A 19,041-nucleotide genomic window follows, 5' to 3' on the forward strand; every position below is an offset into this window, starting at 1 on the left:
GCCGCCGTCCGGGCCTCCGGGCCCTACCGCGCCCGCAGCCTCCGCCACACCGCCCGCGCCGCGTGGTGCCCCGACATGCCGTGGACGCCCGGCCCCGGTGGGGTGGCGGAGGAGCACAGGAAGACCGCCGGGTGGGCGGTGGCGTACGGGACGCGGGCGAGCTTGGGCCGTATGGCCGCCTGGATGCCCTCGAAGGCGCCGCAGGCGATGTCGCCGTCGATGTAGTTGGCGTTGCGCGCGGCGAGTTCGGGCGGTCCGGCCACCGCGCGGGCCAGGACCAGATCGCGGAAACCCGGGGCGAAGCGCTCGAGCTGACGCTCGATCACCTCCGTGGCGTCGCCCTTCCACCCGCTGGGCACATGGCCGTACGCCCAGAAGGTGTGCTTGCCCTCCGGGGCCCGTGAGGGGTCGAGAAGGGTCGGCTGAGAGGTGATCAGGAACGGGACGGAGGGGTCGCGCCCCTCGACCGCGGCCCGCAGTGCCGCGCCGATCTCGCCCGAGGTGGGGCCGACATGGACGGTGCCCGCGCGCCGGGCCTCGGGCGCGGTCCAGGGCACCGGGCCGGAGAGCGCGTAGTCGATTTTGAAGGCGCTGGCCCCGTAGCGGTAGTGGCGGTAGGCGTTGCCGAGACCGGCGATACGGGCCAGGGCGCGCGGCGAGGTGTCGAAGATGTACGCGCGGGCGGGCGGCAGCTCGTCGAGCCGCTTGACCTCGGTGGAGACGTGGATCGTCCCGCCGTTCTCCCGCAGATACGCCCCCAGCGCGTCCACGATCGACTGGGAGCCGCCGCGCGGAATCGGCCAGCCGACCTCATGGGCCGCGACGGCGAAGATCAGGGCGGGTCCGCCGGTGGCCAGCGCGCTGGTCGGCGCGATGGCGTGCCCGGCCAGCCCGGTGAACAGGGCGCGCGCCTTCTCGTCACGGAAACGGAGCGGCCCGGCGAGCAGCGAGACCGGCTGCAGCGCGTGCAGCCCGAAGCGGGCCCAGGTGATCGGGTCGCGGGGCACTCCGTCCCAGGGGGTGCGCAGCATATCGGGGGCGAGGGTGGCCCATTTGCCCAGATAGGGCGCGATCAGCCGGCGGTAGGTGCCGGCGTCGCGCGGGCCGAGTGACATGGCGGTCTCGCCGACCGAGCGGGCCAGCACCGCGGCCGAGCCGTCCGGGAAGGGGTGGGCCAGCGGGAGTTCGGGGTGGAGCCACTCCAGGCCGTGCCGGGCGAGCGGCATCCGGTCGAAGGCCGGGGAGCCGATGGCGAGGGGGTGCACGGCGGAGCAGGGGTCGTGCCGGAAGCCCGGGAGAGTCAGCTCTTCGGTGCGGGAGCCCCCGCCGATGGTGTCCGCGGCCTCGAAGATCTCCACCGCACAGCCGCGGCGGGCGAGTTCGACGGCCGCGGTCAGCCCGTTCGGCCCGGCACCCACAACGACCGCGTCGAGCATGGACGGCACCTCGGCCCCCTCGTCCTTGAGGAATCAGTCGAACGATCAGCCGGCGGCGGCCAGCAAGCCCAGGATATGCGCAACGGCCGCCTCGTCCCTGGCCGCCGTGAAAGGAAGGGCATTGCCCCCGGTGATCCGGAACGGCTCGCGGCTGAGCGTGGCATGTGCCCCGCCCGCCTCGCCGACCAGCAGCAGACCGGCGGCGTGGTCCCAGGCGTTCTCCCAGGTGAAGGCGACGGCGTCGAGCAGCCCTCGGGCCACGTTCAGATATTCCAGACCGGCCGAACCGCAGGGGCGCACCTCAACTCCCGGCACCTGCAGGCCCGACAGGGCGCGCTTCTCCGCGTCGGTGGTGAAGTCGTAGTGGGAGACGGCGACGTGGAGGACCGCGCCGGGCTCCGGGGAGCCGCAGTGGATCGGCTCGCCGTTCAGCAGGGCGCCCCCGCCACGGCGGGCGATGGCCATCTGGTCGAACACCGGGGCGTAGGTCCAGGACGCGAGGAGCTCTTCGCGGTGTGCGAGGGTGACCAGCGTCGCGAAGCCGGGGTCGCCGTGGACGAACTGCCGGGTGCCGTCGACCGGGTCGACGATCCATACGGGCGCGTCGCCGCCGAGGGCGGTGAGCACGGCCGGGTCGGCGTGCACCGCCTCCTCGCCCACCACCACGGAGCCGGGCAGCAGCCTGGTGAGGGCGTCGGTCAGCTGCTCCTCGGCCTGCCGGTCGGCGGTGGTCACCAGGTCGTGCGGGCCCTTCTTCTCCACGATCTCGTGGGCGGCGAGCTGCCGGTAGCGCGGCATGACCTCGTCGGCGACCGCCGTGCGGATCGCCTCCTCCACCGCGCCGAGATCACCGGCGAGAAATTCATCGATCATGCGTTCATCGAACCATGTCTCAGCGACGGCAGGTGGCATAGCGGCTGCCAGGCGGTGTCATCGAGGTGAAGGGAGCGACCGCCGCACAACCCCTTTCGCCCGGCATCCCGGTTCACCCCGCCGACCTACGGGACAGGCGCGGTGCCGGACGCCGCGGACGCGGAACGGACGCGCTGCCAGGTGCCCGGGGCCCGGGAACGAGCACGCTGCCGGGCGCCGCGAGCGCGGGAACCAGCGTGCCGCCGGGCGCCAGGGGCCCGGGGACGGACGCGCCGCCGCGCGCCAGGGGCGGCACAGGAACACCCCCGGCGCCGGACAGGGATCAGCGCACGCGCTCGGCGGGCCGGCCGGTGGCCGGTTCCGGGCTGGGCTCCGCCGGGCCGCGGGCCCGCGAGCCGGTGGTGACCAGGCCCAGGGTCACGATGGCCAGACCGCAGCCGGCCATGATCGCCCAGCCCAGATGGCTGGCCTCGGGGAAGCCGGAGGCGAAGGGACCGTGCACGCGGGCGGTGGAGACCGAGCCGAGGACGGCGACGCCGAGGGCCGCCCCCACCTGGCGGCCGGTGGAGGTGACCGCGGCGGCCACCCCCGCCTGGGAGCGCGGCATCCCGGACACGGCCGAGTAGGTGAGCGGGGCGTCGAGCATGCCGAAGCCGATGCCGAACGCCACATAGGCGATCACGAGGTACCAGATGGGGGTGTCCGCGCCCACCTGGGTCAGCAGCAGCCCGCACCCCGCCGTACCGGCTCCGGCGATCACCATGGGGATACGCGGGCCGCGGGCGCCGACGATACGGCCCGCGAGCGGTGAGGAGACCAGCGTCATGGCCGCCATCGGCAGCGTGAGCAGCCCGGTGTGCAGCGGGGAGAAGTCCCGTACGTCCTGCAGATACAGGGCGTTGAGGAAGAGGAACCCGGCGAGCGCGGCGAAGCCGCACACCGCGGAGGCGATGGCGCCGCTGAAGGAGGGGCTGCGGAAGAAGCGGACGTCCAGCAGCGGTTCGGCGCGGCGCAGTTCATAGCCGATGAGGGTGGCGGCGGCGATGGCCGCGATCGTGAAGCAGCCGACGATCTGCGCCGAGCCCCAGCCCCTGACCGGGCCCTCGATGATGCCGAACGTGAGCGTCGCGAGCAGCGCGATCACCAGCAGCTGTCCCACCGGATCGAGCCTGCGCGGCCGCGGGGCCTTGGACTCGGGGACGAACAGCGCGGTGAGGACGAGGGCGAGGGCGGCGACCGGGAGGTTGACCCAGAAGACGGCCTGCCAGCCCGTCGAGTCCACCAGGGCACCGCCGACGACGGGCCCCAGCGCGATGCTCACCCCCGCGACCGCACCCCACAGCCCGATCGCCCTGGCCCGCTCCTTGAGGTCGGTGAAGGTGTTGGCGATGATCGAGACCGCGACGGGGTTGAGCATGGCCCCGCCCATGGCCTGCACCATCCGGAAGGCGATGAGCGAACCGGTGTCGGTGGCGAGCCCGCACAGCAGCGACCCCAGGCTGAACAGCAGCAGCCCGGTCTGGAAGGTCCGGCGCCTGCCGAACCGGTCGGCCATGGAGCCGGAGAGCATCAGCAGGCTGGCGAGCACCACGGTGTAGGAGTCCACCGTCCACTGCAGCCCCGACGGCGAGGCGTCCAGATCGTCCTGGATGGACGGCAGTGCGAGGTTCACGATGGTGGTGTCGAGGCCCACCATGAACAGGCTGATGCAGCAGATCCCCAGGATCAGCCACTTGTGGCGGTGGCGCGGCGGCGGACCGTCTCCCTCGCTGCCCGCGTCGCCCGGAGTGGCTTGGCTCATGGAGCCGGCCATGGTTCGCCTCCCGATCGGGGCGGGTCATGCCCCGGCGCACGGACCGCTGCGACCTCCGCATCGAAGGGTCCGCCCGCCGGGGGTGCCTCGCCTGGTTCCGGACTATGCCTTGCGGCCGGTGATCACGACGGTGTCCGCGCCGAGGGGCAGCCGTCCGGTGGGCTCGAAGCCCACCGCGCGGAACCACCGCTCGTACTCGGCGCCCGTGTAGACCATGCCCTCGCCGGAGGCGATGGTGTGGAAGTAGGCGGACAGCATCGCCGCCCGCTCGGGTCCGGTGCCGTCGTCGTCCTGGCGCGGGGTGACCACGTAGATCCCGCCGCCGGACGGGAGGGCGCGGGCGGCCTTGGCGAGCAGCTCCTGGATCCGCTCGGCGGACCAGATCTCCAGGAAGTGGGCGAAGAGCACTCCGTCGCAGCCGGTCGGGAACTCGTCGTGGAAGGCGTCGAGGCTCACCGCCCGCACCCGGTCGGCCAGCCCGAGCTTCCCGATCTTCTCGTTGGCGGCGGTGGCCACGGAGGGCAGATCGGCGATGGTGATGCGCAGTTCAGGCCAGCGGGCGGCGAGGTTGGCGGCGTTGATGGCCGTTCCGCCGCCGATGTCCAGCAGGTGGCCGCACCCCGAGAGGTCCAGCTTCTCCCCCAGCTCGGCGCCCACGAGCCTGCTCACCGACGACATCATGGTGTGGAATGTGGTCTCCAGCTCGGGATTTTCGGCGAGCCGCCCGTAGAGGGTGGGCGCCGTTCCCGGAATTTCCCGCCGCAGACCGATGTTGGTGTCTTCCTTGAGGGATTCGCAGAACCAGGCCATCGCCCGGTAGATACCGTGCTGTTCCCAGGGAATGTTGGAGGCGGGCGCCTCGTCGAAGTTTGCGGTCAGCGGCTTCGAGAGCGGGGTGGTGTGGTAACCCGCGCCGTCCTTGCGCAAAAGCCCGAATACCGTACAGCCGAGAAGGAGGATGCGGGTGGGCTGCTCCTTGAGGTCCAGCCGTGCGGCGATCTCCCGCACGGCCAGACCGGGCTCCTTCTCCACCAGCGCGAAGAGCCCCAACTGGAATCCCGCGCTCAGGAACTGAAACCGATAGTGGGCCTTGTAGAGCCCTCTGAGCTCCACTTCTATCGGTACCTCGGTTTGCGTCATGCCCAACCCTTCTCTGGCAAGGAGTCGTTCAGCCGGCGGCACATCAGAGCACAAAATCCGAGGTGATTGTAGCCATGTTCGAAGGTTTCAGGGAGCGGGAGTGTCTTTTGTTCTCCGGGCCCCGACGGGCAGCATCAGGGCCGTATACAGCACCAATGAAGTCCCGAGTCCGACCGCCCATCCATAGTCGGCGAGCGGCCGCAGAAACGGAATTAACCCTTCCTTGGGAAAAGGCCCTTTGCCGGGCTGGGAGGCGGAACCGCCCACCGCGAGCACGCCGCCCACCGCGAAGGCGACGACCGCCCGCCAGTTCCAGCCGGATGCATACCAATAGCGCCCTTTGGGCCGATACAGATCGACGAGATCGAGAACGGTACGGCGAATGATCCAGTAGTCGGCGATCAGGACGCCCGCGACCGTGCCGAGCAGTCCGCCGACCACCCCGAGCCAGGTGAAGATGTACAGCTCGGGGGTGGAGGTGAGCTTCCAGGGGAAGATGAGCACCCCGACGATGCCGGTGATCAGCGCCCCGGTACGGAAGGTGATGAACTTCGGCGCGAGATTGGCCAGGTCGTACGCGGGCGAGACCACATTGGCCGCGATATTGACCGAGACAGTGGCGATCAGCACCGTGACCAGCGCGAAGAGCAGGCCGAAGACATTGTCGGCCTTGCCCGCGAGCGCCACCGGATCCCAGATCGGCTCCCCGTAGACCGCCTCGGAGCCGGAGGTCACGAGGACCGACAGCAGCGCGAAGGCGGTCATGGTGGTGGGCAGCCCCAGCGTCTGGCCCCACACCTGGGCCCGCTGCCCCGCGCCGAAGCGGGTGAAGTCGGGGATGTTCAGCGAGAGGGTGGACCAGAAGCCGATCATGCCCATGAGGGCGGGGAAGAAGACCGGCCAGAAGTCGCTGCCCCAGCCCAGCCGGGAGGGCTGGTCGAGCAGCGAGCCGAAGCCGCCCGCCTTGGCCGCGATCCACACCAGCAGCACCACGGCTCCGACGAGGACGAAGGGCGCGGCCCAGTTCTCGAAGCGGCGCAGAGTCTCCATGCCGCGGTAGATGATGGCCAGCTCCAGCGCCCAGAAGACGAGGAAGCACAGCCACAGCGTCCAGGGGTAGCCGGCGATCTCCCCGGCCCTCTCCCAGCCGCCCCCGACGACCTTGCCCAGCAGGATGTAGATGCCCTGCCCGCCGATCCAGGTCTGGATGCCGAACCAGGCACAGGCCACGGCGGCGCGGATCAGCGCCGGGAGGTTGGCGCCGCGCAGCCCGAAGGAGGCGCGGGCCAGCACGGGAAAGGGGATGCCGTATTTGGGCCCGGCGTGGCCGGTGAGCAGCATCGGCAGCAGGACGACGACATTGGCGACGGCGATGGTGAAGACGGCCTGCTTCCAGTCCATGCCGAGCGCGACCAGACCGGAGGCCAGCGTCCAGGAGGGGATGTTGTGGGCCATGCCCACCCACAGCGCGCTGAAGTTATAGGTGGTCCAGCGGCGTTCGGCCACCGGCACCGGGCGCAGATCCTCGTTGCTGAAGCGGTTGTCGTCCAGAGTCGCACCGGGCGGCAGCTCCACCCGGCCGTCGGGGCGGGGGGTGACCGGGTCCGGCTCGGCAGGGGGCGGTGCGGTAGCGGTCATGGGGACCCTCTTCGTTCGTACGGAAGGTGTCGGGGAGTGCGGAACGAACGAGGGCCGTGCGGGGCCCGGGGGCCGGCCGGTGGTGGTGGGCCGGCCGGCAGATGTGGTGTGCGGGCTACGGGTGCGGGTGCGCGGCTGGACCGTCAGCCGGTGAGCGCGGGGATGACCCGCTCGCCGTACGCGTCGAGCGTGCGCTCCTTCGCGTCATGCATCGCGTAGACGGCGAACTGGTCCACCCCCAGGGCGCGCAGCCGCTCCAGCTTCTCGATATGCGCCTCGGCCGGGCCGAGCAGGCAGAACCGGTCGACGATCTCATCGGGGACGAAGGCCGTGTCCGGATTGCCGCTGCGGCCGTGGTGCGCGTAGTCGTACCCCTGCCGCTCCTTGATGTACGCGGTCAGGGAGTCGGGGACGGCGCCGGAGTGCTCGCCGTAGCGGGAGACCAGGTCGGCCACATGGTTGCCGACCATGCCGCCGAACCAGCGGCACTGCTCACGGGCGTAGGCCAGGTCGTCGCCGACATACGCGGGGGCGGCGACGCAGATGGTGACCGCATCCGGATCGCGCCCGGCCCCGGCGGCGGCGGTGCGCACCGCCTTGACCATCCACTCCGTCAGGAAGGGGTCGGCGAGCTGCAGGATGAAACCGTCGGCCTTCTGCCCGGCCAGCGCGAGCGCCTTGGGGCCGTACGCCGCCATCCACACCGGCAGCCTGCTGTCCTCGATCCAGGGGATGTGCATCGGGCTGCCGTCCACGACGGCCTCCCTGCCCTCCGCCAGATCGCGGATGGCGTCGATGGCCTCGCCGAGGCGGGCGAGGGTGTTGGGCTTGCGCCCGGCCACCCGCAGCGCGGAGTCGCCGCGGCCGATACCGCAGACGGTGCGGTTGCCGTACATCTCATTGAGGGTGGCGAAGGTGGAGGCGGTCACCTCCCAGGTGCGGGTGCCCGGGTTGGTGACCATGGGGCCGACGATCAGCCGCTCGGTGCGGGCCAGGATCTGGCTGTAGATGACGAACGGCTCCTGCCACAGCACGGCGGAGTCGAAGGTCCAGCCGTAGCCGAAGCCGTTGCGCTCGGCGCGGCGCATCAGCTCGACGACGGCAGAGGCGGGTGGATCGGTCTGCAGGACGAGTCCGAAGTCCATGCTCGCTCCCTGGCTCAGCTGAGGTACTGACAGGTGTCGCGGATGAGGAACTGGCCGTGCCCGGCACGCCCGGTGTATTCCCGCCGGTCGATGACGGGGACACCGCGCGACAGCACGGTCTCGACCTGCCCGGTGATCCGCTTGCCCTCGTACGCCGAGTAGTCGACGTCCATGTGGTGGGTCTCGGCGGACAGGGTCTGCTGGGCCGCCGGATCGTAGACGACGATGTCCGCGTCGGCCCCGGGCGCGATGGTGCCCTTCCGCGGATAGAGGCCGAACATCCTGGCCGGGGTGGCGCAGGCGATCTCGATCCAGCGGCGGCGGGAGATATGGCCGTCCACCACGGCCTGGTGGAGCAGGTCCATCCGGTGCTCCACGCCCGGCATCCCGTTGGGGATCTTGGAGAAGTCGCCCCGGCCCAGCTCCTTCTGCCCGGTGAAGCAGAACGGGCAGTGGTCGGTGGAGACCACCTGGAGGTCGTTGGTCCGCAGCCCCCGCCACAGCGCGGCCTGGTGCTCGACGGGCCGAAGCGGTGTGGAGCACACGTACTTGGCGCCCTCGAAGTCCGGTTCTGCGAGGTTGTCCGTGGACAGGAACAGATACTGCGGACAGGTCTCGCCGAAGACCGGAAGTCCCAGGTCACGCGCCTGAGTCAGCTCCGCGAGGGCCTCCTGCGCCGACACATGGACGACATACAGCGGGGCGCCGGCCACCCGGGAGAGCTGGATGGCGCGATGGGTCGCCTCCGACTCCAGCAGCGCCTTGCGGACCTCACCGTGGTAGCGGGGGTCGGTCCTGCCCTCGGCCAGGGCCTGTTCCACCAGGACGTCGATGGCGATGCCGTTCTCGGCGTGCATCATGATCAGCCCGGCGTTGGCGGAGGCGCGCTGCATGGCCCGCAGGATCTGCCCGTCGTCGCTGTAGAAGACCCCCGGGTAGGCCATGAACAGCTTGAAGCTGGTCACGCCCTCCCCGACCAGGAGATCCATCTCCTTGAGCGCGCTCTCGTTCACGTCGGAGAGGATCATGTGGAAGCCGTAGTCGATGGCGCAGTTGCCCCGCGCCTTGAGGTGCCAGGCGTCCAGCCCCTCACGCAGCGCGTGGCCCACCGTCTGGATGGCGAAGTCCACGATGGTGGTGGTGCCGCCCCAGGCCGCCGCCCGGGTGCCGGTCTCGAAGGTGTCGGCGGCGTAGGTGCCGCCGAACGGCATCTCCATATGGGTGTGCCCGTCGACCCCGCCCGGGATGACGTACTTGCCGGTGGCGTCGATCGTACGGTCGGCGGTCCAGCCCTGGGCGTACGCGCTGCCGGACGAGGCGAGGGCGGCGACCTTCCCGTCCTCGACCAGCACATCGGCCAAGGTCTCCTCGGCGGCGGTGACGACCAGCCCGCCACGGATCACGGTACGGGACATCAGCTCACGCTCCTTCCGGACCGGGTGGTCTTGAGGGCGGCCTCGAGGATCTCCGCGCCCTCCTCGGCCTCGGCGACGGTGAGGCTGAGCGGCGGGGCGATCCGCAGCACGCTGCTGTTGTGCCCGCCGCCCTTGCCGATGAGCAGCCCGCCCTCCCGCGCGGCCTCCAGGACGGCGGACGCGCCCTCGGGGTACGGGTCGCCGGTGCCCGGTTCGACCAGCTCGATGCCGATCATCAGCCCCCGGCCGCGGACCTCGCGCACGGTGTCCAGACCGGCGCAGGCGGCGCGCAGCCGCTCGATCAGCAGCCCGCCGACCCGGCGGGCGTTGCCCTGCAGATCGTGTTCGACCAGGTGGGTGAGGTTGGCCAGACCGGCGGCCATCGTGATGGGGCTGCCGCCGAAGGTGGAGATGGAGTTGGCGCCCAGGCAGTTCATGACCTCGGCGCGGGCGACGACACCGCCGATCGACATGCCGTTGCCGATGCCCTTGGCGAAGGTGAGGATGTCGGGCGGCCCGGAGCGGTCGTGTGCCTGCCAGCCCCAGAAGTGGTCGCCGGTGCGGCCCCAGCCGGTCTGCACCTCATCGGTGATCCACAGGATGCCGTGCCGGTCGAGCACCTCGCGGAAGGCGGCGAACAGCCCGTCGGGCGGGGAGGTGAAGCCGCCGACGCCCTGGATCGGCTCGGCGATCAGCGCGGCGACATTGCCGTGAGCCTGGCCGAGGACGTCCTCGAGGTCGGCGACGCACGCCTTGATGTACTCCCCGTCGGACAGCCCGGCGAACGGCCCCCGGGTGCGCACCCCGCCATGCACATACAGCGTCTGCAGCGGGGACAGGCTGGTCGGCGACCAGCCGCGGTTGCCGGTGATGCCGACGGCCGAGAAGGAGCGGCCGTGGTAGCTGTTGCGCATCGCCAGGATCTGGTTGGAGCGGCGGTAGGTGGTGGCGAGCAGCAGGGCCGTGTCATTGGCCTCGGTGCCGGAGGTGGTGAAGAAGACCCGCGCGTCCGGGATGCCGGACAGGGTCGCGACCCGCTCGGCCAGGTCGACCATGGGCCGGTCGAGGTAGAGCGTGGAGGTGTGCAGGATCCGGCCCGCCTGCTCGCTGATGGCCTTGGTGACCTCGGGGAGGGCGTGCGCGGTCATGGTAGTGAGGATGCCGCCGAAGAAGTCGAGGTAGCGGTTGCCCTCGGCGTCCCAGACATGGCGGCCCTCGCCGTGGGTGATCTCGATGGGGCGCTGGTAGTAGACGGCGAGCCAGTCGGGGAGCACGGCCTGGTGCCGTGCGTGGAGGGCCGCGTGGGGACCGCGGTCGGCATCGCTCCCGGCACCACTGCCGCTCGTGGCATCGCTGCTGCTCATGGCATCGCTGCTGCTGCTCATGGCTTCACCAGCCCCTCGTAGGCGTCGGGGCGCCGGTCGCGGTAGAACGCCCACTGCTGCCGCACCTCGTCGATCAGACCGAAGTCGAGGTCGCGGACGATCAGCTCCTCCTCCTTGTCACTGGCCACGTCGCCGACGAACTGGCCGCGCGGATCGACGAAGTAGCTGGTGCCGTAGAAGTCGTTGTCGCCGTACTCCTCGGTGCCGACGCGGTTGATCGCGGCGATGAAGTACTCATTGGCGACGGCCGCGGCGGGCTGTTCCAGCTGCCAGAGGTAGGCCGACAGCCCGCGGGAGGTGGCCGAGGGGTTGTAGACGAGCTGCGCCCCGGCCAGGCCCAGCGCGCGCCAGCCCTCGGGGAAGTGGCGGTCGTAGCAGATGTACACCCCGACCTTGCCCACGGCGGTGTCGAACACCGGCCAGCCCACGTTCCCCGGCTTGAAGTAGTACTTCTCCCAGAACCCCTTGACCTGCGGGATGTGGTGCTTGCGGTACTTGCCCAGATAGCTGCCGTCCGCGTCGATCACGGCCGCGGTGTTGTAGTAGAAGCCCGACTGCTCGAGCTCGAAGACCGGCACCACGATCACCATGCCGGTCTCCCGCGCCAGCTCCCGCATCCGCTGCACGGTCGGCCCGTCCGGCACCGGCTCCGCCCACCGGTAGTGCTCCGCCTCCTGCACTTGGCAGAAGTAGGGCGCGTTGAACACCTCCTGGAAGCCGATCACCTTGGCGCCCTGTGCGGCCGCCTGCCGGGCGTACTCCTCATGCTTCGCGATCATCGATTCGGTATCGCCGGTCCAGGTGGCCTGGACGAGAGCGGCACGTACGAGGTTGGCCATGATCAGCTCCTCAACCTGTGTCTACGCACGTAGAATCCGGCTGTGAAGAACGTAAGAGCGCACTGACCACTCTGGCAATACCGCCGCCGTTACTCAACGAAGACGATCACGTTTCCTGTTTTGTCGGGTTGCGGCGGCCGGGGGCGGCTGGGTGGGGGCGGGTTTCGTCTCGCGCCTTCGGCGCCATTGACCAGCGGCGGCGGAAGTGGGGGCGCGGGCCACGCCGCCGGACCCCGGGCCGGTTGACGCGAGCGCCGGTGACGGCACCCACGCCCGGAAGCCGGGGCCAGTGCCGGACCGCCGGGGCGGTGGCGCTTCCGGGGAATCGGCCGCGGGCCGGTGAGGCAGACCCAGGGGCGGCTCCCGTGGCCGGAGCTGAGGCCCATCCGGGCTGACGGCCCCTCGGGGTTACCCCCGAGAAAACGCTTGATCTGAAGCAACTACTTTGTCAAACGATTTCACGAGGGGTACCCCACCCCCTCCCCGCTGTCCGGCGCCGACCCCAGCCCCCGACCAGCGGAGCCGCCACCGGCGCCCACACCCACCGACCCGGCACCCGGCAGCGGCGCCGGGCCCCCACCACCGCCGCCGCTGCTCAATTGCGCCGAAGGCGCGAAACGGCGCCGCACCCAACCAAGCCGACCAGCCCGAGCCACCCGTCTAGCCCGAGCCACCCGTCTAGCCCCAACGAGCGCCACCCGAGGCGCAGACTCAGACTCAGGCGCAGTCTCCGTCTCAGGCGGGACCGGGTGCACCCGGCAGCCCCGCCACGCGCAGCGCATGGGCGAGATCGTGGTGACTGCTGGAGGACACACCGGCGGCGGCGTCGAGCAGCAGGGGCACCAACGTGGCGGGGTCCTCCGCCGCCGCCCGGGCCGCCTCCTCCGGCGTACGGGCCCGTACGAGCGCCTCCAGCAGAAACGCGGCCCTGCGAGGGGCGCCCGCCGCGAGGAGCGCCTGGGCAGTGTGGGCGACCTCGGGGGCAGAGCGCGAGACGCTCTGCCGTAAAAGCCGCTCGCCGTCGACCTCACGGTCCGCCGCGACCAGCGCTTCGGCGGCTGCGGCGAGCCGTGTGGGCGGCAGACACGCCATCTCCCACAGCAGCGTGGACACATCGGCCCCAAGTCCGGCGCGCTCCAGCTCCTCCGCGAGGACGGGCAGCCGTGGGGCGGGCCAGGCGGCGGCCTCGCAGAGCACGACATGGGCCTCGCCGGAGCGGCCCGCCGCCCGCAGTCGACCGAGCCGCGCGACGGCCTCCTGAGCGGCGCGTCGCGCAGCGGCGCGGTCCGCCGCCTCCCGGGCGAGCCGCCGCCCGTCGTCCGCCGCCTTGTCCCGCTTACGGCGCTTGCCGCCGCCCTCGCCGTCGTACGCCCCGGCGAACCGAGCACCGCGCGGAGTCGCGGGGACCTCCATTTCGCTCTCCGCCAAGGGCAGGGCAGGTGAGAACGGCACCGGCACCGCCGTACCCCCGCCTCCGGCCCCGGCAAACCGCGCCCCGCGCGGCCGCGGGGAAGCAGAGGCGGGCGCGGGCGGCATGGGTTCACGGTCCTGCGCGGGGGCGTCGAAAGCCGCATCCGCGGCCGAACCCACACCGAACGCGGGGGCACCCACGGAGGTGCCCGGCGGCGTGGCCCCCACCGCGGCCTCCGGGGCAGCCCCGACCCCAGCCTCCGAGACCGACGGCCCGGGCACCGCGCCCACCTCCTCAACCCCGGCAAACCGCGCCCCGCGCGGCCCGGGCCGCGCGGGCCCCAAGCCCTGCGCGACGGGCTCGATAGGCGCGTCCGCACCCGAGCCCAGAGCACCCGCGAAGGTGCCCGGCGGCGTGGGCCCCGCCGTCGGGGTGGGCGCGGTTGGCTTGGGGCCCGCCGTCGGGGCCACGGCGGCGGCAGGGGGCCCGGGCTCCGGGGCCGGTGGTCCGGAGGGGCGGGGCACGGTGGGGAGGGCGATGAGGCGGGCGTGGAGTTCTTCGGTGCGGGCCGTCGCGCGACGCCAGTCGTCGTGGGCCCAGGCCAGCTCCGCGCCGAGGCGTTCGCGGTCGGCCGCGCCCTCGGCGGCGGACACGGCCGCCTGGAGGTCGCGTTCACGACGGGCGGCGTTCCGCTGCTCGCGGAGCATGCCGTCCAGGCGGTCCCGGAGCGCCTCGCGGCTGCCGGGCCCGGCGTCGTGGGCCGCGACCGAGGCACGGTAGAGCGTCGAAGCGCGGGCCGCCGCCTCCTGGGCGGTACCGACGCCGCGCTGGGTGGAGAGGTCCTGCAGCAGGGACTGGACGACGTCCCACGGCGGCACCTCCAGGCCGTCGAGGCAGGCCCGCAGTCCCTCGGGGTCGCGCAGGGCGAAGACGCCGTACCAGCCCGTCCCCGCGTCCAGCCGCCTCGTCAGCGCCCGCAGATACCTCGCGAACTCCTCGACCTCGGCCGGGAGTTGCCCGCTCGCCATGGCCTCCCCTCCCCTCCCCCTCGGACGATGCACGGCCCAAGGCCACGCATTCGACACCCTGCGTGTTACGGAATCGGTTACGGCTGCGCTACGAGCGCTTTTCCTGCTCCGCACACGACAGGCAAACTTGCAAGTTTATCTGTCGAACTTCTAGGGTGAGGGCATGGCCACGCTTGATCACCCGCCCACCGAGCCCGCCCTCCGCCCGGAGACCGGGCCCCGCCCGGAGACCGGCCCCCGCCCGGAGGCCGGCCCGCGGGCCGAGGAGCGGATCGCCGTCGACCTCGCCGCGGTCGTCAGCCAGCTCATGCGCCGTATGCGGGCGGCCTCCTCGCAGGGGGCGCTCACCCCCTCCCAGCGCGCGGTCATCAGCCGGCTCTACACCGAGGGGCCGACCACCACCGCCGCGCTGGCCCGCGCCGAGCTGGTCCGGCCGCAGTCGATGCGCATGATCCTGGCCGCGCTGGAGGAGCAGACGCTGGTGGAGCGGGCTCCGCATCCCACCGACGGACGGCAGGTGGTCTTCTCGATCACCGAGCGGGGGCGGGAGGCGATCACATCCGTACGGCAGGCCAAGCAGAGCTGGCTGCTCGACGCGATCGACACCCGCCTGGACGCCGATGAGCGCCGCACCCTGGCCGAGGCCACCGATCTGCTCAAGCGGCTGGTCCAGGAATGACCGACACCGCGGGAAAGCCCGCCATACCCCCGGGGACCGGGACGGCGGGCGCGAGCCCCGTCCCGGGCGAACCAGCCGGCCCCGGCGACACCGCCGACCCCTTCGGCCCCCGGCTGATGGCCCCGCTGCTCATCGGCTCGGTCCTCAACCCCGTCAACTCCACGATGATCGCCACCGGGTTGGTGGCCATCGGCCATGACTTCGGCGTCGGCGCCGCCCGGACCGCCTGGCTGGTCGCCTCCCTCTACCTCGCCAGCGCCGTGGCGCAGCCCGCGATGGGGCGGCTCGCCGATCTGCTCGGGCCGCGCCGGATCTTCCTCTGCGGACTGCTCGTGGTGTGCGCCGCCGGGCTCGTGGGCGCACTCGCGCCCGCGTTCGGCTGGCTGATCGCCTCGCGGGTGCTGCTCGGCATCGGTACCTCCGCGGCGTACCCCGCGGCGATGGCACTGCTGCGCGCCCAGTCCGTCGCCACCGGGCGGGAGACACCGCGCCCCGTGCTCGGCCGGCTCTCGCTCGCAGCGCTCGGCAGCGCGGCGGTGGGGCCGGTGCTGGGCGGGGTGCTCACCGCGACGGCCGGATGGCGGGCGATCTTCGCGGTCAATGTGCCGCTGGCCCTCATCGGCATCGCCCTCGCGCTGCTCTGGCTCCCCAGGACCCGTATGGCAACGGACGGCGAGGACGCCGGGGCGCGGACGGCGGGCGCGGCCATCGATCCACTCGGGATCGCGCTGTTCACGGGCACCCTCACCACCCTCATGATCTTCCTGATGGACCTGGAACGGCCGAACTGGGCGCTGCTGCCCGTCGTCCTGGTCCTCGCGGCGGTCCTGACCTGGTGGCAGCTGCGCCGGCCCCGCCCCTTCATCGATCTGCGGATGATCGGCCGCAACCGCTCCCTCGCCCTCACCTACCTCCGCCATGGCACGGCGTACCTGGTCATCTACATGGTCATGTACGGATTCGCGCAGTGGCTGGAGGAGGGGCACGGCTACTCCGCCTCCCGGGCCGGTCTGATCATGCTGCCCATGTCGGGCGCGGCCGCCGTGTGCTCACTGCTCGGCGCCCGTACGAAGGGCATCTACGCACCGCTCGTCCTCGCGGCCGTCCTGCTCGCCGCGGGGAGCGGGGTGCTGCTGCTCGCCGACGAATCCACCCCGCTTCTCGCGCTGCTGCTGGCCGCGGTCCTCTTCGGGCTGCCGCAGGGGCTGTCCTCGACCGGCAACCAGGCCGCCGTCTACACCCAGGCCCCGCGCGAGAGCGTCGGCGCGGCGGCCGGGCTGCAGCGCACCTCGCAGTACCTCGGCGCGATCACCGCCGCCGGGCTGATCGGGCTCTTCTACGGGCAGCGGGCGACCGCCGCCGGGCTGCACGGCATCGCCATGGTGGCGGGTGCGCTCAGCCTCGCGGTGCTGCTGCTGACCGCCACCGACCGGACCCTGCGCGCCCGCGCCCGTACCCGCACCTGACCATCCCCCTCCCCCAGACGACCCACAGACCCACAGACCCACAGACCCAGACCCAGACCCACCCCAGGAGGCACCATGCCCGCCACCACGCTCGACCCGAACACCGCCCTGGTCCTCGTCGACCTCCAGAAGGGCATCACGGGACTCCCCACCGTCCACCCCACCGCCGAGGTCATCGAGCGCGGCGCCCGGCTGGCGGCCGCGTTCCGCAAGCGCGGGCTGCCGGTCGTCCTCGTCCGGGTCGTGGCCGGGGCGCCGGGCCGCACCGAGGCGCAGGGGGGCGGCGGAGGCGGGCAGTTCCCGGCCGACTTCGCCGACCTCGTGCCGGAACTCGGCCGCGAGGACGGCGACGTCGTGGTCACCAAGCACACCTGGGGCGCCTTCCACGGCACCGACCTCGACCTCCAGCTGCGCCGCCGCGGGGTGACCCAGGTGGTGCTCGGCGGCATCGCCACCAGCATCGGTGTGGAGTCCACGGCCCGTGGCGCGTACGCGCACGGGTACCACGTGACCCTGGCGACCGACGCCATGACCGACATGGACGCCGAGGCGCACCGCAACAGCGTCGAGAAGATCTTCCCCCGGCTCGGGGAGACCGACTCCACCGACGCGATCATCGGCCTGCTGGGCTGAGAATCAACCTGCTCTGAGAAGCCGCGGAGCTTGGGTCGGCGGCCTCGTGGATCGCACCAGAGCCCGCCGACCCACCGCGTCAGATCAGCGCTTCGGGCTGACCACCATCGCCGAGCCGCCGCCCCGCCGTTCCGTCTCGGCCGCCGCCAGCCACCGTCCGCCGGACAGCCGCTGCACACCGGTCGCCGCCCCGATCTCGGGGTTCTGCTTGAAGGAGTGGCCGAGCGCCTCCAGCTTGGCGCGCTCCGGGCCGTTCCACAGCCCCGGTTCCAGCTCCGTCTGGGCGGCGTTGCGCTGGCTGGCGCGCGGTGCGGCGATCGCGTCGACCAGCGGCATGCCCCGGTCGAAGTGGTTCAGCAGGGTCTGCAGCACGGTGGTGATGATGGTCGCCCCGCCCGGGGAGCCCAGCGCCAGCACCGGCTTGTGGCCGTCCAGCACGATCGTCGGCGACATGGACGAGCGCGGCCGCTTCCCCGGGCCCGGCAGGTTCGGGTCGTGGACGGCGGGGTCGGCGGGCGCGAAGGAGAAGTCGGTCAGCTCGTTGTTGAGCAGGAAGCCACGGCCGGGGACGGTGATCCCGCTGCCGCCGGTCTGCTCGATGGTGAGGGTGTAGGCCACGACATTGCCCCACTTGTCGGCGACCGTGAGATGCGTGGTGTTCTCGCCCTCGTACGTGGTCGGGGCAGCATGGCCGCGGGTGTCGCAGGAGCCGGGCGCGGACGGGCTGTTCGGGTCACCGGGCGGAACGGGGCTCTTGAGCACCGCGTCGTCCTTGATCAGGCAGGCCCGGGAGTCGGCGAACCGCTGCGAGGTGAGCCCCTTGGTGGGGACGTCCTCGGCGGCGGGGTCGCCGACCCAGCGGCCCCGGTCGGCGAAGGCGATCCGGCTGGCCTCGATATAGCGGTGCAGATAGTCGAGGTCGCTGAGCTTGGAGAGGTCGGTCCGCTCCAGGATGTTGAGCGCCTCGGCGACGCTGGTCCCGCCGGAGGACGAGGGCGCCATGCCGTACACGTCCAGACCGCGGTAGGCGGTCCGGGTCGGGGCCTGCCGCTTCGTTCCGTAGGCCCGCAGATCCTCGGCCGTCAGGTCGCCCGCGCGCACGACGCGCTGCGCCTTCGGGTCGACGGGCGGCTTGCGCACGGTGTCGACGATGTCGCGGCCCAGCTCGCCCTTGTAGACGGCGCCGACGCCCTTCTTGGCCAGCAGCGCGTACGTACGGGCGAGGTCGGGGTTGCGGAAGGTCGAGCCGACCTTCGGGAGCTCGCCGCCGGGCAGGAAGAGCTTGGCGGTGGCCGGGAAGTCCTTGAAGCGGGCCTGGTTGTCGGCGGTCTGCTGACGGAAGGTGCTGTCCACGGTGAACCCGTCGCGGGCCAGCCGCTCGGCGGGCCTGAGCACCTGCCCCAGCGAGCGGGTGCCCCAGTCCTTCAGGGCGTCGTTCCAGGTGGCGGGGGTGCCGGGGGTGCCGACGCTCAGCCCGCTGGTGACGGCGTCGGCGAACGGCAGCGGTTTGCCGTCCTTGCCGAGGAAGAGCTTCTGGTCCGCGCTGCGGGGCGCGGTCTCGCGGCCGTCGAGCGTGGCGACCTTGTGCCGCTTGGCGTTGTAGTAGACGAAGTAACCACCGCCGCCGACACCCGCCGAGTACGGCTCGGTGACCCCGAGCGCGGCGGCGGTCGCGACCGCCGCGTCCACCGCGTTGCCCCCGTGCCGCAGCACGTCGATCCCGGCCGCCGAGGCGTCGGCGTCCACGCTGGAGACCGCGCCACCGTAGCCGACGGCCACGGGCGTCTTGGCGGGAGTCGGCTTCGCGGTGTCGTCCTGCTCCTGCCCGGCGGCATTGGCCGGGACGACGCCCAGCACCGCGACCATTCCGGCCGCGGCCGCCAGCGCGGGCAGCCGGCGCCGGACGGCCGCCGCGGCAGACGCGCGGGTGGTGGACGTGGTTGACGATGCGGCTGGTCGTGCGGCGTGCCCCATCCGTGACCTCCAAGCGAAACGACAGGGAGCGGAGCCTACCCGCGAGCCTCATGCCCACGACAGGGGTAGTAGATCGCCGGTCCGTCCCGCCATCCGTACATGTGTCCGTTCCCGCACTCGTTCACCCGTACGCTCGAACGCGTACCCGATCGGCCGCTACGATGCG

The 19,041-nt window shown here is 72.0% G+C and carries 14 protein-coding genes; 3 read left to right on the forward strand and 11 right to left on the reverse strand.

Annotated features, from left to right (window positions below; translation table 11 throughout):
* Positions 1 to 23 precede the first annotated feature (23 nt).
* The 10 genes from ACFYOY_RS22365 to ACFYOY_RS22410 form a co-directional block, all read right to left on the reverse strand.
* Positions 24 to 1,436 carry an NAD(P)/FAD-dependent oxidoreductase gene (locus tag ACFYOY_RS22365; RefSeq protein WP_351878562.1) on the reverse strand — a complete coding sequence of 471 codons (1,413 nt, stop codon included), beginning with the start codon at positions 1,434 to 1,436 and terminating at the stop codon, positions 24 to 26.
* A 45-nt stretch (positions 1,437 to 1,481) separates the two neighbouring features.
* Positions 1,482 to 2,309, reverse strand: coding sequence for an inositol monophosphatase family protein (locus ACFYOY_RS22370; RefSeq protein ID WP_351878564.1), 828 nt, complete (start codon positions 2,307 to 2,309; stop codon positions 1,482 to 1,484).
* Positions 2,310 to 2,631: 322 nt separating this feature from the next.
* On the reverse strand, positions 2,632 to 4,110 hold the full coding sequence (locus ACFYOY_RS22375; protein WP_351878568.1) for an MFS transporter: 1,479 nt from the start codon (positions 4,108 to 4,110) through the stop codon (positions 2,632 to 2,634).
* Between the two features lie 114 nt (positions 4,111 to 4,224).
* A complete protein-coding gene (locus tag ACFYOY_RS22380; protein ID WP_351878571.1) occupies positions 4,225 to 5,262 on the reverse strand; it encodes a methyltransferase in 1,038 nt (345 codons plus the stop codon).
* A gap of 87 nt (positions 5,263 to 5,349) precedes the next feature.
* Complete coding sequence (locus ACFYOY_RS22385; RefSeq protein WP_351878574.1) at positions 5,350 to 6,900, reverse strand: NCS1 family nucleobase:cation symporter-1; 1,551 nt, start codon at positions 6,898 to 6,900, stop codon at positions 5,350 to 5,352.
* A gap of 143 nt (positions 6,901 to 7,043) precedes the next feature.
* Positions 7,044 to 8,045, reverse strand: coding sequence for a TIGR03842 family LLM class F420-dependent oxidoreductase (locus tag ACFYOY_RS22390; RefSeq protein ID WP_351878577.1), 1,002 nt, complete (start codon positions 8,043 to 8,045; stop codon positions 7,044 to 7,046).
* A gap of 14 nt (positions 8,046 to 8,059) precedes the next feature.
* Positions 8,060 to 9,463: a dihydropyrimidinase gene (hydA, locus tag ACFYOY_RS22395; protein WP_388589218.1), complete on the reverse strand. Its 1,404-nt coding sequence runs from the start codon at positions 9,461 to 9,463 to the stop codon at positions 8,060 to 8,062.
* On the reverse strand, positions 9,460 to 10,824 hold the full coding sequence (locus tag ACFYOY_RS22400) for an aspartate aminotransferase family protein (protein ID WP_388589220.1): 1,365 nt from the start codon (positions 10,822 to 10,824) through the stop codon (positions 9,460 to 9,462). The genes hydA and ACFYOY_RS22400 overlap by 4 nt, the downstream gene beginning before the upstream one ends.
* Before the next feature lie 17 nt (positions 10,825 to 10,841).
* Complete coding sequence (locus ACFYOY_RS22405; RefSeq protein WP_351878583.1) at positions 10,842 to 11,684, reverse strand: nitrilase-related carbon-nitrogen hydrolase; 843 nt, start codon at positions 11,682 to 11,684, stop codon at positions 10,842 to 10,844.
* Between the two features lie 735 nt (positions 11,685 to 12,419).
* Positions 12,420 to 14,123, reverse strand: a complete 1,704-nt coding sequence (locus ACFYOY_RS22410) for a hypothetical protein (protein ID WP_388589048.1) — start codon at positions 14,121 to 14,123, stop codon at positions 12,420 to 12,422.
* A gap of 163 nt (positions 14,124 to 14,286) precedes the next feature.
* Between ACFYOY_RS22410 and ACFYOY_RS22415 the strand changes: the two genes are divergently transcribed.
* From ACFYOY_RS22415 to ACFYOY_RS22425, 3 genes are all read left to right on the forward strand, one after another.
* Positions 14,287 to 14,802 carry a MarR family transcriptional regulator gene (locus ACFYOY_RS22415; protein WP_351878589.1) on the forward strand — a complete coding sequence of 172 codons (516 nt, stop codon included), beginning with the start codon at positions 14,287 to 14,289 and terminating at the stop codon, positions 14,800 to 14,802.
* Positions 14,799 to 16,268, forward strand: coding sequence for an MFS transporter (locus ACFYOY_RS22420; protein WP_388589051.1), 1,470 nt, complete (start codon positions 14,799 to 14,801; stop codon positions 16,266 to 16,268). Before ACFYOY_RS22415 ends, ACFYOY_RS22420 begins: the two co-directional genes overlap by 4 nt.
* A 75-nt stretch (positions 16,269 to 16,343) precedes the next feature.
* Entirely contained in the window at positions 16,344 to 16,901 is a 558-nt protein-coding gene (locus tag ACFYOY_RS22425) for an isochorismatase family protein (protein WP_351878595.1), read from the forward strand.
* An 84-nt stretch (positions 16,902 to 16,985) separates the two neighbouring features.
* Here the strand turns inward: ACFYOY_RS22425 and ggt are convergent, their stop codons facing one another.
* Positions 16,986 to 18,767: a gamma-glutamyltransferase gene (gene ggt, locus ACFYOY_RS22430; RefSeq protein ID WP_388589222.1), complete on the reverse strand. Its 1,782-nt coding sequence runs from the start codon at positions 18,765 to 18,767 to the stop codon at positions 16,986 to 16,988.
* Positions 18,768 to 19,041: the final 274 nt, after the last annotated feature.

The organism is Streptomyces sp. NPDC007875 (assembly GCF_042868035.1).
In the GTDB taxonomy this organism is placed as follows: Bacteria; Actinomycetota; Actinomycetes; order Streptomycetales; family Streptomycetaceae; genus Streptomyces; species Streptomyces antimycoticus.

What these genes read in the sequence shown, in the direction of transcription:
- ACFYOY_RS22365 (WP_351878562.1), bottom strand. Translation starts at nt 1,436, where the DNA reads ATGCTCGACGCGGTCGTTGTGGGTGCCGGGCCGAACGGGCTGACCGCG.
- ACFYOY_RS22425 (WP_351878595.1), top strand. Translation starts at nt 16,344, where the DNA reads ATGCCCGCCACCACGCTCGACCCGAACACCGCCCTGGTCCTCGTCGAC.
- ACFYOY_RS22390 (WP_351878577.1), bottom strand. Translation starts at nt 8,045, where the DNA reads ATGGACTTCGGACTCGTCCTGCAGACCGATCCACCCGCCTCTGCCGTC.
- ACFYOY_RS22380 (WP_351878571.1), bottom strand. Translation starts at nt 5,262, where the DNA reads ATGACGCAAACCGAGGTACCGATAGAAGTGGAGCTCAGAGGGCTCTAC.
- ACFYOY_RS22410 (WP_388589048.1), bottom strand. Translation starts at nt 14,123, where the DNA reads ATGGCGAGCGGGCAACTCCCGGCCGAGGTCGAGGAGTTCGCGAGGTAT.
- ACFYOY_RS22400 (WP_388589220.1), bottom strand. Translation starts at nt 10,824, where the DNA reads ATGAGCAGCAGCGATGCCACGAGCGGCAGTGGTGCCGGGAGCGATGCC.
- ACFYOY_RS22420 (WP_388589051.1), top strand. Translation starts at nt 14,799, where the DNA reads ATGACCGACACCGCGGGAAAGCCCGCCATACCCCCGGGGACCGGGACG.
- ACFYOY_RS22370 (WP_351878564.1), bottom strand. Translation starts at nt 2,309, where the DNA reads ATGATCGATGAATTTCTCGCCGGTGATCTCGGCGCGGTGGAGGAGGCG.
- ACFYOY_RS22385 (WP_351878574.1), bottom strand. Translation starts at nt 6,900, where the DNA reads ATGACCGCTACCGCACCGCCCCCTGCCGAGCCGGACCCGGTCACCCCC.
- ACFYOY_RS22415 (WP_351878589.1), top strand. Translation starts at nt 14,287, where the DNA reads ATGGCCACGCTTGATCACCCGCCCACCGAGCCCGCCCTCCGCCCGGAG.
- ggt (WP_388589222.1), bottom strand. Translation starts at nt 18,767, where the DNA reads ATGGTCGCGGTGCTGGGCGTCGTCCCGGCCAATGCCGCCGGGCAGGAG.
- ACFYOY_RS22375 (WP_351878568.1), bottom strand. Translation starts at nt 4,110, where the DNA reads ATGAGCCAAGCCACTCCGGGCGACGCGGGCAGCGAGGGAGACGGTCCG.
- ACFYOY_RS22405 (WP_351878583.1), bottom strand. Translation starts at nt 11,684, where the DNA reads ATGGCCAACCTCGTACGTGCCGCTCTCGTCCAGGCCACCTGGACCGGC.